Source organism: Pseudomonas sp. B13(2017), assembly GCF_002113245.1.
Lineage (GTDB): Bacteria > Pseudomonadota > Gammaproteobacteria > Pseudomonadales > Pseudomonadaceae > Aquipseudomonas > Aquipseudomonas putida_Z.
This window is the reverse complement of record NZ_NEJX01000010.1, coordinates 46,240-59,243: the sequence shown is the minus strand read 5'-3', so window position 1 is coordinate 59,243 and position 13,004 is coordinate 46,240. Positions and strand designations below refer to the sequence as shown.

11 protein-coding genes are annotated in these 13,004 nt (G+C 65.2%); 6 read left to right on the top strand and 5 right to left on the bottom strand.

The window, feature by feature from the left end; genetic code table 11:
• Positions 1 to 48: 48 nt before the first annotated feature.
• Entirely contained in the window at positions 49 to 1,542 is a 1,494-nt protein-coding gene (gene pap, locus CAG44_RS14735; protein ID WP_085692405.1) for a polyphosphate:AMP phosphotransferase, read from the bottom strand.
• A 214-nt stretch (positions 1,543 to 1,756) separates the two neighbouring features.
• On the opposite strand from pap, the gene mnmC reads away from it, so the two are divergent.
• From mnmC to CAG44_RS14710, 5 genes are all read left to right on the top strand, one after another.
• Positions 1,757 to 3,721 (top strand): bifunctional tRNA (5-methylaminomethyl-2-thiouridine)(34)-methyltransferase MnmD/FAD-dependent 5-carboxymethylaminomethyl-2-thiouridine(34) oxidoreductase MnmC, encoded by a 1,965-nt coding sequence (gene mnmC / locus CAG44_RS14730; protein WP_085692404.1) that lies wholly within the window; start codon positions 1,757 to 1,759, stop codon positions 3,719 to 3,721.
• A gap of 231 nt (positions 3,722 to 3,952) precedes the next feature.
• The gene (locus CAG44_RS14725; RefSeq protein ID WP_085589976.1) at positions 3,953 to 5,740 is read left to right on the top strand and encodes an N-acetylglutaminylglutamine amidotransferase; all 1,788 of its coding nucleotides are present in this window, start codon (positions 3,953 to 3,955) and stop codon (positions 5,738 to 5,740) included.
• A 3-nt stretch (positions 5,741 to 5,743) separates the two neighbouring features.
• On the top strand, positions 5,744 to 7,489 hold the full coding sequence (gene ngg, locus CAG44_RS14720) for an N-acetylglutaminylglutamine synthetase (RefSeq protein WP_085692403.1): 1,746 nt from the start codon (positions 5,744 to 5,746) through the stop codon (positions 7,487 to 7,489).
• A 129-nt stretch (positions 7,490 to 7,618) separates the two neighbouring features.
• Positions 7,619 to 8,803, top strand: coding sequence for an osmoprotectant NAGGN system M42 family peptidase (locus CAG44_RS14715; RefSeq protein ID WP_025338084.1), 1,185 nt, complete (start codon positions 7,619 to 7,621; stop codon positions 8,801 to 8,803).
• A 167-nt stretch (positions 8,804 to 8,970) separates the two neighbouring features.
• Entirely contained in the window at positions 8,971 to 9,198 is a 228-nt protein-coding gene (locus CAG44_RS14710; RefSeq protein ID WP_003252629.1) for a YheU family protein, read from the top strand.
• Positions 9,199 to 9,312: 114 nt separating this feature from the next.
• On the opposite strand, the gene csrA is transcribed toward CAG44_RS14710, so the two are convergent.
• Together csrA and CAG44_RS14700 are read right to left on the bottom strand one after the other, a co-directional pair.
• Entirely contained in the window at positions 9,313 to 9,501 is a 189-nt protein-coding gene (gene csrA, locus CAG44_RS14705; RefSeq protein ID WP_025338083.1) for a carbon storage regulator CsrA, read from the bottom strand.
• Positions 9,502 to 9,621: 120 nt separating this feature from the next.
• Positions 9,622 to 10,431, bottom strand: a complete 810-nt coding sequence (locus tag CAG44_RS14700; RefSeq protein WP_085692402.1) for an SDR family oxidoreductase — start codon at positions 10,429 to 10,431, stop codon at positions 9,622 to 9,624.
• A 307-nt stretch (positions 10,432 to 10,738) separates the two neighbouring features.
• Here CAG44_RS14700 and CAG44_RS14695 point away from each other — a divergent pair, with 307 nt between their 5' ends.
• Positions 10,739 to 10,891, top strand: a complete 153-nt coding sequence (locus CAG44_RS14695; protein ID WP_013971433.1) for a DUF3309 family protein — start codon at positions 10,739 to 10,741, stop codon at positions 10,889 to 10,891.
• 55 nt (positions 10,892 to 10,946) lie between these two features.
• Here CAG44_RS14695 and CAG44_RS14690 read toward each other — a convergent pair whose 3' ends face one another.
• Both CAG44_RS14690 and CAG44_RS14685 read right to left on the bottom strand, forming a co-directional pair.
• Positions 10,947 to 12,611, bottom strand: coding sequence for a cation acetate symporter (locus tag CAG44_RS14690; RefSeq protein WP_013971432.1), 1,665 nt, complete (start codon positions 12,609 to 12,611; stop codon positions 10,947 to 10,949).
• A complete protein-coding gene (locus CAG44_RS14685) occupies positions 12,608 to 12,919 on the bottom strand; it encodes a DUF485 domain-containing protein (protein WP_003260090.1) in 312 nt (103 codons plus the stop codon). The genes CAG44_RS14690 and CAG44_RS14685 overlap by 4 nt, the downstream gene beginning before the upstream one ends.
• Positions 12,920 to 13,004 lie beyond the last annotated feature (85 nt).

Here is a 13,004-nt window from a genome sequence, read left to right as displayed (position 1 = left end):
GGAGCGGGCATGCCCGCGAAAGGGCCAGAACAGGCAACCAACAAGAGGCTATTTCTTGTCCTTGGCAAACGCCGCCTCAAGCGCCTGGTTGATGGTGCGCAACACCTTCACCCGCGCCCAGCGCTTGTCGTTGGCCTCCACCAGCGTCCACGGCGCGATCTCGGTGCTGGTGCGGTCGACCATGTCACCCACTGCCTGGACATAGTCGTCCCACTTGTCGCGGTTGCGCCAGTCGTCCTCGGTGATCTTGTAGCGCTTGAACGGGATCTGCTCGCGCTCTTCGAAGCGCTCCAGCTGGGTCTGCTGGTCGATCGCCAGCCAGAACTTGACCACAACCGTGCCGGCATTCACCAGCTGTTCCTCGAAATCGTTGATCTCGCTGTAGGCACGCATCCAGTCGGCCGGGCTGCAGAAGCCTTCCACCCGCTCCACCAGCACCCGGCCATACCAGGAACGGTCGAAGATGGTGAACTTGCCACGCGCCGGAATGTGCCGCCAGAACCGCCACAGGTAAGGCTGCGCGCGTTCTTCTTCAGTGGGCGCGGCAATCGGCACGATGCGGTACTGGCGCGGGTCCAGCGCGGCGGCCACGCGGCGGATGGCGCCGCCCTTGCCAGCAGCGTCGTTGCCTTCGAACACCGCCACCAAGGCATGCCGGCGCATGTGCTTGTCGCGCAGCAGGCCGGCCAGGCGTGCCTGCTCGGTGACCAGTTGCTCCTGGTAGTCGGACTTGTCCAGGCGCAGGGTCATGTCCAGCGCGTCAAGCAGGCTGCGCTGGTCGATGCTGCGGCCCAGCGGAGCAACGTTGCCCCGGTGCTTGCCTTTGGGGTTGTTGTCCAGTGCCGCCTGCAGGCTTTCCAGCAGGATGCGCCCTACCGCCAGGCTGCGGTAGTTCGGGTCGACGCCCTCGATGACATGCCATGGCGCGTAGTCGCGGCTGGTGCGGCGCAGCACGCGCTCACCAAAGCGCACGAAACGGTCGTAGGTCTCCGACTGCTGCCAGTCCAGCGGGCTGATCTTCCAGCTGTGCAGCGGGTCGTCCTTGAGCGATTTCAGCCGCGCCTTCATCTGTTTCTTGGACAGGTGGAACCAGAACTTGATGATCAGCGCACCTTCGTCGCACAGCATTTCCTCCAGCCGCTCGGCGCCGGTGATGGCCTGGTCGAGCACGGCGTCCTTGAACACCCCGTGCACCCGCCCCTGCAGCATCTGGCTGTACCAGTTGCCGAAGAACACGCCCATCCGCCCCTTCGGTGGCAGGGCCCGCCAGTAGCGCCAGGCCGGCGGGCGGGCCAGCTCTTCGTCGGTCTGCTGGTCGAAGGTGAGCACATCGATCATGCGCGGGTCCATCCACTCGTTGAGCAGTTTGACCGTCTCGCCCTTGCCGGCGCCTTCGATACCGTTGATCAGCACGATTACCGGGAAGCGTGCCTGCTGCTTGAGTTCGTACTGGGCTTCGAGCAGGGCCTCGCGCAAAGCGGGCACCTCGGCGTCGTAAGCCTCCTTGTCGATGCTGTGGCCGATTTCGGCGGATTCGAACATGCACTGGCTCCTTCAATGGATAAGCAAGACTAGCGGATTTATGTATCGCCTGTATGGGCCCTATCGCCGGCAAGCCAGCTCCCACAGGTACCCCACAACGCCCAGGTCTGTGGCGACCCTGTGGGAGCTGGCTTGCCGGCGATAGGGCCGGTACAGCCAGCGCAAAATCATCAGATGGCATAAAATCCGCCCATCCGCTGCAACCGAGCCAACCATGTCCACCCTCCTCCAGCACGCCCAGATCGACTGGGACGACCAGGGCCGCCCCCATTCGCGGCAATACGACGACGTCTATTTCGCAGTCAACGAAGGCATCGAAGAAACCAAGCACGTGTTTCTTGGGCAAACCCGCCTGGCCGAGCGCTTTGCCAACCTCGCCCCGCACGCCTGCCTGGTGATCGGCGAAACCGGGTTCGGCACCGGCATGAACTTCTACTGCGCCTGGCAACTGTTCGAGCAAAACGCCCACGCCGAGGCGCGCCTGCATTTCGTCAGCGTCGAAAAGTACCCCCTCGATCGCGACGACTTGGCCCGCGCCATATGCCTGTGGCCTGAACTTGCCGCCTATGCCGAGCCCCTGCTGGAGCAGTACGTGGCAGTGCACCCTGGCTTCCAGCAGTTCACCTTCGACAACGGCCGGGTCACCCTCACCCTGTTGATAGGCGACGTACTGGAGCAGTTGCCGCAACTCGATGCGCAGATCGATGTGTGGTTCCTCGACGGCTTCGCGCCGGCCAAGAACCCCGACATGTGGACCCCGGAGCTGTTCGCGCAGCTGGCACGGCTGTCACACCCGGGCACGGTGCTAGGCACCTTCACCACCACCGGCTGGGTACGCCGCAGCCTGGTCGACGCCGGCTTCGCCATGAAGAAGGTGCCGGGCATCGGCAAGAAATGGGAAGTAATGAGCGGCGCCTATGTCGGCCCTGTGCCCAGCCCCGGCGCGCCATGGTACGCGCGCCCGGCTGCCATAGCGGGGCCGCGTGAAGCGCTGGTGATAGGCGCCGGGCTCGCCGGTAGCACAACCGCCGCCAGCCTGGCCCGGCGTGGCTGGCAGGTTACCGTGCTGGAACGCCACGACACCCCGGCACAGGAAGCTTCGGGTAACCCGCAAGGGGTGCTGTACCTCAAGCTGTCCGCCCATGGCACGGCGCTGTCGCAGATGATCCTGGCCGGTTTCGGTTACACCCGGCGCCAGCTGCAGCGCCTGCAACGTGGCCGCGACTGGGATGCCTGCGGCGTGCTGCAACTGGCCTTCGACAGCAAGGAAGCCGAACGCCAGGGCAAACTGGCTGGCGCCTTCGAACCTGGCCTGTTGCGCTCGCTGGAGCGTGCAGAGGCCGAAGCCATCGCCGGGGTGGCGTTGCCGGCTGGTGGGCTGTTCTATCCCGAAGGTGGCTGGGTGCACCCGCCGGCGCTGTGCCAGCAGCAGTTGCAGCACCCGGGTATTCGCCTGCTGACGCACCAGGAGGTGCTCGAACTGCGCAAGGTCGACGGGCAGTGGCAAGCCTGGGCGGGCGAACACCTGCTGGCCAGCGCGCCGGTGGTGGTCCTGGCCGGCGCCGCCGACGTACTGCGCTTCGAGCCATGCGCGCAGCTGCCGCTCAAGCGCATCCGCGGGCAGATCACCCGCCTGCCGGCCACCGCCAGCAGCCGCGCGCTGCGCACCGTGGTGTGTGCGGAAGGCTATGTGGCGCCGCCGCGCGGGGATGAACACACCTTGGGCGCGAGCTTCGACTTCCACAGCACAGACCTGGCACCGACGGTGGCCGAGCACCAGGGCAACCTGGCATTGCTGGACGAGATTTCGGTCGACCTGGCCCAGCGCCTGGGTACGGCCGAGCTGGACCCTGGGCAATTGCAGGGGCGAGCGGCGTTCCGTTGCACCAGCCCGGATTACCTGCCGATCGTCGGGCCGGTGGCGGATGCGCAGGCGTTCGCCCAGGCCTATGCAATGCTGGGCCGGGATGCGCGGCAGGTGCCGGATGTGGCCTGCCCCTGGCTGGATGGGTTGTATGTGAACAGCGGGCATGGCTCGCGCGGGTTGATCACGGCGCCGTTGAGCGGCGAACTGGTGGCGGCCTGGGTGTGCGGGGAACCGCTGCCGTTGCCACGGGCGGTAGCGGAGGCGTGCCACCCGAATCGGTTTGCCTTGCGCAGGTTGATTCGCGGGAAGTGATCGGGCCGGGGGCTGCTACGCAGCCCAATCGCCGGCAAGCCAGCTCCCACAGGGACCGCGCAAGTCCCCAGGCCTGTGGTGAACCGGTGGGAGCGGGCGAGCCCGCGAAAGACTGCACAGCAGCCCCATATAACAGATCGATCTAAAACTCTCACAAACCACATGGGTCAGTTCCTTAAGGTGCCCTAATCCGGGGCACCCCCTCCCCAACGGAAAAACCGGTAAGGACCTATGTGCGGATTAGCAGGAGAGTTGCGTTTCACCCCCATCGACCAAGCCTCTCGCCCAGCCGACCTGGCTGCGGTAGAGCGCATAACCCACCACCTGGCGCCCCGCGGCCCGGATGCCTGGGGCTTCCATAGCCAAGGCCCGATCGCCCTCGGCCACCGGCGCCTGAAAATCATGGACCTGTCCGACGGCTCTGCCCAGCCGATGGTCGACAACACCCTGGGCCTGTCGCTGGCCTTCAACGGCGCCATCTACAACTTCCCCGAACTGCGCCAGGAGCTGCAGGCCCTGGGCTACAGCTTCTGGTCCGACGGCGACACCGAGGTGCTGCTCAAGGGCTACCACGCCTGGGGCGCGGCCTTGCTGCCCAAGCTCAATGGCATGTTCGCCCTGGCCATCTGGGAGCGCGATAACCAGCGCCTGTTCCTCGCCCGCGACCGCCTGGGCGTCAAACCCTTGTACCTGTCGCGCAACGGCGAGCGCCTGCGCTTCGCCTCGACCCTGCCGGCGCTGCTCAAGGGTGGTGACATCGACCCGATGCTCGACCCGGTGGCACTCAACCACTACCTGAATTTCCACGCCGTGGTGCCGGCGCCACGTACCCTGCTGGCCAACGTGCAAAAGCTGGAACCCGGTACCTGGATGCGCATCGACCGCCATGGCGAAGTGGAACGCCAGACCTGGTGGCAGCTGCACTACGGCGCCAACCCCGATGAACGTGAGTTGGATCTGGAAGGCTGGACCACCCGCGTGCTCGACGCCACCCGCGACGCCGTGGCCATTCGCCAACGGGCAGCGGTGGACGTGGGTGTGCTGCTGTCTGGCGGGGTCGACTCCAGCCTGCTGGTCGGCCTGCTGCGCGAAGTGGGCGTGGACGACCTGTCGACCTTCTCCATCGGTTTCGAGGATGCCGGCGGCGAACGCGGCGACGAGTTCCAGTATTCCGACCTGATCGCCAAGCACTACGGCACCCGCCACCACCAGCTACGCATCGCCGAGCACGAGATCATCGAGCAATTGCCGGCCGCCTTCCGCGCCATGAGCGAGCCGATGGTCAGCCACGACTGCATCGCCTTTTACCTGCTGTCGCGGGAAGTGGCCCGGCACTGCAAGGGCGTGCAAAGCGGCCAGGGGGCCGACGAGCTGTTCGCCGGCTACCACTGGTACCCGCAGGTGGACGGCGCCGAAGATGCCTTTACCGCCTACCGCGAGGCCTTCTTCGATCGCAGCCACGCCGAGTACCGCGACACCGTGCAGGCACCCTGGCTTCTGGAAACCGACGCGGCCGGCGACTTCGTCCGTGAACACTTCGCCCGCCCCGGTGCCCCCGATGCGGTAGACAAGGCGCTGCGCCTGGACAGCACGGTGATGCTGGTCGACGACCCGGTCAAACGGGTCGACAACATGACCATGGCCTGGGGCCTGGAGGCGCGCACGCCGTTCCTCGACTACCGCCTGGTGGAGCTGTCGGCGCGCATTCCGGCACGCTTCAAGCTGCCCGACGGCGGCAAGCAGGTGCTCAAGCAGGCGGCGCGGCGGGTGATCCCGCACGAGGTGATCGACCGCAAGAAGGGCTACTTCCCGGTGCCGGGCCTGAAGCACCTGGAAGGCGCCACCCTCGGCTGGGTACGTGAATTGCTGACCGACCCCAGCCAGGATCGTGGGCTGTTCAACCCGGCCATGCTCGACCGCCTGTTGAGCAACCCGCACGGCCAGCTGACGCCGCTACGTGGCTCCAAGCTGTGGCAACTGGCGGCGCTGAACCTGTGGCTGAGCGAACAAGGAATCTGACCGATGAAAGCCCATGAAATCGCTTACGGTCAGCGCCTGCTGCGCGGCCAGGCGCCGTCCTACGAGCGCCTGCAGGCGCGCCTGGCCGGCGATGGCAGCCAGCCACACGACCAGCCGCGCGCCGTGCATTGCGGCTGGGGCCGGCTGCTGATCGGACACACCTACCCCAACCCGGCCGACCTGGCCGCCGACCTGCTGGAAGAACGCCCCGGCGAGCGCGACATCGCCCTGTACGTGGCCGCGCCCCAGCAGCTGCTGGCCCAGGCCCCGCAGCAACTGTTCCTCGACCCGTCCGACACCCTGCGCCTGTGGTTCACCGACTACCGCCCGGCGCAGCGGGTGTTCCGCGGCTTCCGCGTGCGCCGGGCGCAGAACCCGGGCGACTGGCAGGCGATCAACACCCTGTACCAGGCGCGCGGCATGTTGCCGGTCGACGCCGAGCTGCTCACCCCTCTGCACCTGGGCGGCCCGGTGTACTGGCTGGCCGAGGACGAAGACAGCGGCGCGGTGATCGGCAGCGTCATGGGCCTGAACCACGCCAAGGCGTTCGACGACCCCGAGCACGGCAGCAGCCTGTGGTGCCTGGCGGTAGACCCGCACTGCACCCGCCCCGGCGTGGGTGAAGTGCTGGTGCGCCACCTGATCGAGCACTTCATGAGCCGTGGGCTGGCCTACCTGGACCTGTCGGTGCTGCACGACAACCGCCAGGCCAAGCGCCTGTATCAGAAGCTGGGTTTTCGCAACCTGCCGACCTTCGCGGTCAAGCGCAAGAACGGCATCAACGAACAACTGTTTCTGGGGCCAGGGCCTCAAGCCGACCTCAACCCGTACGCACGCATCATCGTCGACGAGGCACTGCGCCGGGGCATCGAGGTACAAGTGGACGATGCCACCGGCGGCCTGTTCACCCTCAGCCTGGGTGGGCGCCGCATTCGCTGCCGTGAGTCGCTCAGCGACCTGACCAGCGCCGTGACCATGACCCTGTGCCAGGACAAGCGCCTGACCCAGCATGCCCTGCACAATGCCGGGCTGCAGGTGCCGGCGCAGCAACTGGCCGGCAATGCCGACGACAACCTGGCGTTTCTCGACGAGCATGGCGCGGTGGTGGTCAAGCCGGTCGATGGCGAGCAAGGCCAGGGCGTGGCGGTGAACCTCACCTGCATCGACGACATCACCCACGCCGTGGCGCAGGCCCGCAAGTTCGACAGCCGCGTGTTGCTGGAAAGCTTCCATGCCGGGCATGACCTGCGCATCGTGGTGATCGGCTACGAAGTGGTCGCCGCAGCCATCCGTCACCCGGCGCAGGTGCTGGGCGATGGCAAGCACAGCATCCGCCAGCTGATCGATGCCCAGAGCCGTCGGCGCCAGGCCGCAACCGGTGGCGAAAGCCGCATTCCGCTGGACGACGAAACCGAGCGCACCCTGCGCGCGGCGGGCTTTGGCTACGACGACGTGTTGCCCGCCGGCCAGCGCCTGGCCGTGCGACGCACCGCCAACCTGCACACCGGCGGCACCCTGGAAGACGTGACCGAACGCCTGCACCCGGTGCTGGCCGACGCCGCCGTGCGCGCTGCAAGGGCGCTGGAGACCCCGGTGGTGGGGCTGGACTTCATGGTGCGTGATGCCGGGCAACCGGAGTACGTGATCATCGAGGCCAACGAGCGTGCCGGGTTGGCCAACCATGAACCGCAACCGACCGCCGAGCGTTTTATCGACCTGCTGTTTCCGCATAGCCGGCCTTTGGCGTAACTGCTGATGGCCCTATCGCCGGCAAGCCAGCTCCCACAGGTACCCCACAGGCGCTGAACTCTGTGGGTTTCCTGTGGGAGCGGGTTTACCCGCGAAGAGGCCGGCACAGGAGTAAAGGAGTCCCCAACCATGTCCGACCGACATCCCGAACCCGATCTCGACTACCTCAAACGCGTGCTGCTGGAAATGCTCGCCATCCCCAGCCCCACCGGTTTCACCGACACCATCGTGCGCTACGTGGCCGAGCGCCTGGACGAACTGGGCATCCCATTCGAGCTGACCCGCCGCGGCACCATCCGCGCCACCCTCAAGGGCCGCCAGACCTCACCTGACCGCGCCGTGTCCGCTCACCTGGACACCATCGGCGCCAGCGTGCGCCAGTTGCAGGACAACGGCCGCCTGGCCCTGGCACCGGTCGGTTGCTGGTCCAGCCGCTTCGCCGAAGGCAGCCGGGTCAGCGTGTTCACCGATACCGGCGTATACCGGGGCAGCGTGCTGCCGCTGATGGCCAGCGGGCATGCCTTCAACACCGCCATCGACCAGATGCCGATCAGCTGGGAGCACGTTGAGGTACGCCTGGACGCCTACTGCGCCACCCGCGCCGACTGCGAGGCGCTGGGTGTAAGCATCGGTGATTTCGTTGCCTTCGACCCGCTGCCCGAATTCACCGAAAGCGGCCACATCAGCGCCCGCCACCTGGACGACAAGGCCGGCGTGGCAGCACTACTGGCGGCGCTGAAAGCCGTGGTGGAAAGCGGCCGCCAACCGTTGATCGACTGCCACCCGCTGTTCACCATCACCGAAGAGACCGGCTCGGGAGCGGCTGGCGCCCTGCCCTGGGATGTCAGCGAGTTCGTCGGCATCGACATTGCCCCGGTGGCGCCCGGGCAGGCCTCCAGCGAGCATGCGGTGAGCGTGGCCATGCAGGACTCGTCGGGGCCTTACGACTACCACCTGTCCCGGCACCTGCTGAAGCTGGCCGGCGACCACGACCTGCCGGTGCGGCGCGATCTGTTCCGCTATTACTTCAGTGATGCACATTCGGCAGTGACGGCGGGGCACGATATTCGTACCGCGCTGGTGGCCTTTGGTTGCGATGCCACCCATGGCTACGAGCGCACACACATCGACAGCCTGGCGGCGTTGAGCCGCTTGTTGTCGGCATACCTGCTGAGCCCGCCGGTGTTTGCCAGTGATTCGCAGCCGGCCAATGCGTCGTTGGAGCGCTTCAGCCACCAGCTGGAACATGATGCGCAGATGGAGAGCGATACGCGGGTGCCGGCGGTGGATAGCCTGGTTGGCAACAAAGGCTGAGGGCCCTGGGGGCTGCTTTGCAGCCCATCGCGACACAAGGCCGCTCCTACAGACGATACGCGTTCCCCTGTAGGAGCGGCCTTGTGTCGCGATGGGCCGCAACGCGGCCCCAAAATCCCGAATGTTTCGCGTAGCATGCCACCACCAACACCTAGGCAACGCCCACCATGCTGATCCCCTACGACCAACTGCAAGCCGAAACCCTGACCCGCCTGATCGAGGACTTCGTCACCCGTGACGGTACCGACAACGGCGACGACACCCCGCTGGAAACCCGCGTGCTGCGGGTGCGCCAGGCATTGGCCAAGGGCCAGGCGTTCATCCTGTTCGACCTGGAAAGCCAGCAGTGCCAGTTGCTGGCCAAGCATGATGTGCCCCGCGAGCTGCTCGACTAGCAGGCCTGGCCTCTTCGCGGGCTCGCCCGCTCCCACAGGAATTTCACAAGTCTTGAGAGCGGTGCAGTACCTGTGGGAGCGGGCGAGCCCGCGAAGAGGCCGGCACAGGCAGCATCAAACCCTGCGAGCTTTGGCCTGCTGCCCTTCCTTGATGCGCTTGTACACCTCGGCCCGATGCACCGGCACCTGCCGTGGTGCATCCACGCCAAAGCGCACCACCCCGTCCCGCGTCTCCACGACCATGATCCGAATGTCATCACCAATCACGATGATCTCTCCCACTTCGCGCCCTATTACCAGCATGCTCCGATCCTCCAGCGAAAGGGAAAACCGGAGCCTGCCTTGACGGCATAGGGCTACTCAATAGTTCTGCCGTGTTTCAGAAGCGCCCTACATTTCCAGGTAATTTTCCTTACAGACGAATCATCGCGACTGAGCCTTGGCCCGCATTTTCACCGCCATCTCAGCCATCTCGTCGTACAGCCGCTCAGGGGCCTGGCGCTTCAGTTGCCAGGCCTGGCGCCCGGCCTCATGGGGCAGGATCAGGAACTCGCCAGCGGCAACCTGCCGGTGGATGTACTCGGCGATGTCCGCCGCATTGATCGGCGAGCCTTCCAGCAGCTTGCCAACCTGGGCTTTCATCGCCGGGTTCGGCCCACGGAACGAGTCCAGCAGGTTGGTCTGGAAGAACGACGGGCACACCACGTGCACCGCCACCTCCAGTTGGCGTAGCTCGACCAGCAGGCTTTCCGACAGGGCCAGCACGCCGGCCTTGGCCACGTTGTAGTTGCTCATGCCCGGGCCCTGCATCAGCGCGGCCATCGAGGCAATGTTGATGATCCGCCCCTTGCTGCGTTCCAGCAGCGGCAGGAAGGCCTTGCAGCCCTTGACTACGCCCATCAGGTTGACCGCGATCTGCCAGTCCCAGTCCTCCAGCGACAGTTCGGCGAAGAACCCGCCCGAAGCAACGCCGGCATTGTTGACGATCACGTCGATGCCACCGAACTGTTCGGTGCAAGCCTGGGCCAGGGCGGTGAGCTGGCTGTAGTCGCGCACGTCGCAACGCTGGACAAAGCCTTCGCCGCCAGCTGCGCGGGCCAGCTCCAGGGTTTCGCGCAGGCCGGCTTCGTTGACATCGGCCAGCGCCAGGCGCCAGCCCTCACGCGCCCAGCGCAGGGCGATCTCGCGACCGAGGCCGGATCCGGCGCCGGTGATCATGATGCGGTTTTGCATGGTGGCTGGCCTTGTTCGGCTGACTGGTGAAAGGAGTCTAAACAAGGGGCCAGGTAGCAGCAGGGTTTATCAGGGTAGTGAATAGAGGGGCATGACTGTGTGGATAGCCTGCACTGGCCCCTTCGCGGGCTTGCCCGCTCCCACAGCTGCCCTCAGGCCTGTGATGACCCTGTGGGAGCGGGCAAGCCCGCGAAGGGGCCGGTACAGGCAGCACACAAATGGAATCTTTGACACTCACCACCAGTCCTTATTTACAAGAGGCCAGCAGTCCGAGGCCCTTGACCCTCAACCACGCAAGGACTCCGTCATGACCACGATTCTCATCATCATCCTGATCCTTCTGCTGATTGGTGGCTTACCGGTCTTCCCGCACTCGCGCAGCTGGGGCTATGGCCCGTCTGGCATCATCGGCGTGGTGCTGGTAGTTCTGCTGGTTTTGTTGCTACTAGGCATGATCTAGCGGCGAAAACACAAAAAAACCGCGCCGAGGCGCGGTTTTTTCATTGCCGGAAGGATCAGTGCGAAACAGCACCCGAAGCGCCCAGGCCAGTCTGCGAACGCACGAACTGCGGGAAGAACAGCGCACGTTCGTCTTCAGCAGCCTTGGACTTGTCGGTGACCGAGAAGAACCAGATACCGACGAAGGCGATCAGCATCGAGAACAGCGCCGGGTACTCGTACGGGTAGATCGGCTTCTCGTGGCCGAGGATCTGCACCCAGATGGTCGGGCCGAGAATCATCAGCGTCACCGCACTCACCAGGCCCAGCCAGCCGCCGATCATGGCGCCGCGGGTGGTCAGCTTCTTCCAGTACATCGAGAGCAGCAGTACCGGGAAGTTGCAGCTGGCCGCGATGGAGAACGCCAAGCCGACCATGAAGGCGATGTTCTGCTTCTCGAACAGGATGCCCAGGCCGATCGCCAGTACGCCCAGGGCGACGGTGGTGATCTTCGACACGCGAATCTCGTCCTTGTCGTTGGCCTTGCCCTTGCGCCATACACTGGCGTACAGGTCGTGGGACACCGCCGAGGCACCGGCCAGGGTCAGGCCGGCAACCACTGCCAGGATGGTGGCGAAGGCAACAGCCGAGATGAAGCCGAGGAACACGCTGCCACCCACGGCATTGGCTAGGTGCACCGCTGCCATGTTGTTGCCACCCAGCAGGGCGCCAGCGGCGTCCTTGAAGTCCGGGTTGGTGCTGACCAGCAGGATGGCGCCAAAGCCGATGATGAAGGTGAGGATGTAGAAGTAGCCGATGAAGCCGGTGGCGTACAGCACGCTCTTGCGCGCTTCCTTGGCGTCACTGACGGTGAAGAAGCGCATCAGGATGTGCGGCAGGCCGGCGGTACCGAACATCAGCGCCAGGCCCAGCGAGAACGCCGAGATCGGGTCCTTGACCAGGCCGCCCGGGCTCATGATCGCCTCGCCCTTGGCGTGCACCTTGATTGCCTCGGAGAACAGGGTGTTGAAGTCGAAGCCCACGTGCTTCATCACCATCAGCGCCATGAAGCTGGCACCGGACAGCAGCAACACGGCCTTGATGATCTGTACCCAGGTAGTGGCCAGCATGCCGCCGAACAGTACGTACAGGCACATCAGGATACCCACCAGGATCACCGCCACGTGGTAGTCCAGACCGAACAGCAGCTCGATCAGCTTGCCGGCACCGACCATCTGCGCGATCAGGTAGAACGCCACCACCACCAGCGAACCGGAGGCCGACAGGGTGCGGATCTCCTTCTGCCCGAGGCGGTACGAGGCCACGTCGGCGAAGGTGTACTTGCCCAGGTTGCGCAGGCGTTCGGCGATCAGGAAGAGGATGATCGGCCAGCCGACCAGGAAGCCGATCGAGTAGATCAGGCCGTCGTAGCCAGAGGTGAACACGAGTGCGGAAATACCCAGGAACGAGGCGGCCGACATGTAGTCACCGGCAATCGCCAGGCCGTTCTGGAAGCCGGTGATCTTGCCACCGGCGGCGTAGTAGTCCGACGCCGACTTGTTGCGCTTGGAGGCCCAGTAGGTGATGCCGAGGGTGAAGGCGACGAAGGCCACGAACATGGCGATCGCGGAGACGTTCAGCGGTTGCTTCTGCACCTCGCCGGTCAGGGCATCGGCGGCCCACACGGCGGGTGCGAAGGCTCCGCAGGCCAGTACGGCCAGGGCTTTGGCGTGGCGAATCATTGTTGCGCCTCCTTCAGGATGGCCTTGTTCAACTCATCGAATTCGCCGTTGGCGCGGCGTACGTAGATGGCGGTCAGGACGAATGCCGAGACGATCAGGCCGACGCCCAGGGGAATACCCCAGGTAATCGACGACTCAGGGCTGAGCTTGGTGCCCAGGATCTGAGGACCGTAGGCGATCAGGAGAATGAAGGCGCAGTACAGGCCGAGCATGATCGCCGAGAGAATCCAGGCGAACCGTTCGCGTTTGGTGACCAGCTCCTTGAAGCGGGGGCTGTTTTGTATCGAGAGGTAAATGCTGTCGTTCATTGTTTTTGTCCTAGCAGCACAGATAGGGGTGGAACCCACGACCCTTACTTTATGCGGCTATCGGACGCCAACCAGACGACCTTAG

Excerpts from the sequence above, each read along its gene's own strand:
- CAG44_RS14725 (WP_085589976.1), top strand. The coding sequence starts at position 3,953 with ATGTGCGGATTAGCAGGAGAGTTGCGTTTCACCCCCATCGACCAAGCC.
- CAG44_RS14685 (WP_003260090.1), bottom strand. The coding sequence starts at position 12,919 with ATGAACGACAGCATTTACCTCTCGATACAAAACAGCCCCCGCTTCAAG.
- mnmC (WP_085692404.1), top strand. The coding sequence starts at position 1,757 with ATGTCCACCCTCCTCCAGCACGCCCAGATCGACTGGGACGACCAGGGC.
- ngg (WP_085692403.1), top strand. The coding sequence starts at position 5,744 with ATGAAAGCCCATGAAATCGCTTACGGTCAGCGCCTGCTGCGCGGCCAG.
- CAG44_RS14700 (WP_085692402.1), bottom strand. The coding sequence starts at position 10,431 with ATGCAAAACCGCATCATGATCACCGGCGCCGGATCCGGCCTCGGTCGC.
- CAG44_RS14710 (WP_003252629.1), top strand. The coding sequence starts at position 8,971 with ATGCTGATCCCCTACGACCAACTGCAAGCCGAAACCCTGACCCGCCTG.
- csrA (WP_025338083.1), bottom strand. The coding sequence starts at position 9,501 with ATGCTGGTAATAGGGCGCGAAGTGGGAGAGATCATCGTGATTGGTGAT.
- CAG44_RS14695 (WP_013971433.1), top strand. The coding sequence starts at position 10,739 with ATGACCACGATTCTCATCATCATCCTGATCCTTCTGCTGATTGGTGGC.
- CAG44_RS14715 (WP_025338084.1), top strand. The coding sequence starts at position 7,619 with ATGTCCGACCGACATCCCGAACCCGATCTCGACTACCTCAAACGCGTG.
- pap (WP_085692405.1), bottom strand. The coding sequence starts at position 1,542 with ATGTTCGAATCCGCCGAAATCGGCCACAGCATCGACAAGGAGGCTTAC.
- CAG44_RS14690 (WP_013971432.1), bottom strand. The coding sequence starts at position 12,611 with ATGATTCGCCACGCCAAAGCCCTGGCCGTACTGGCCTGCGGAGCCTTC.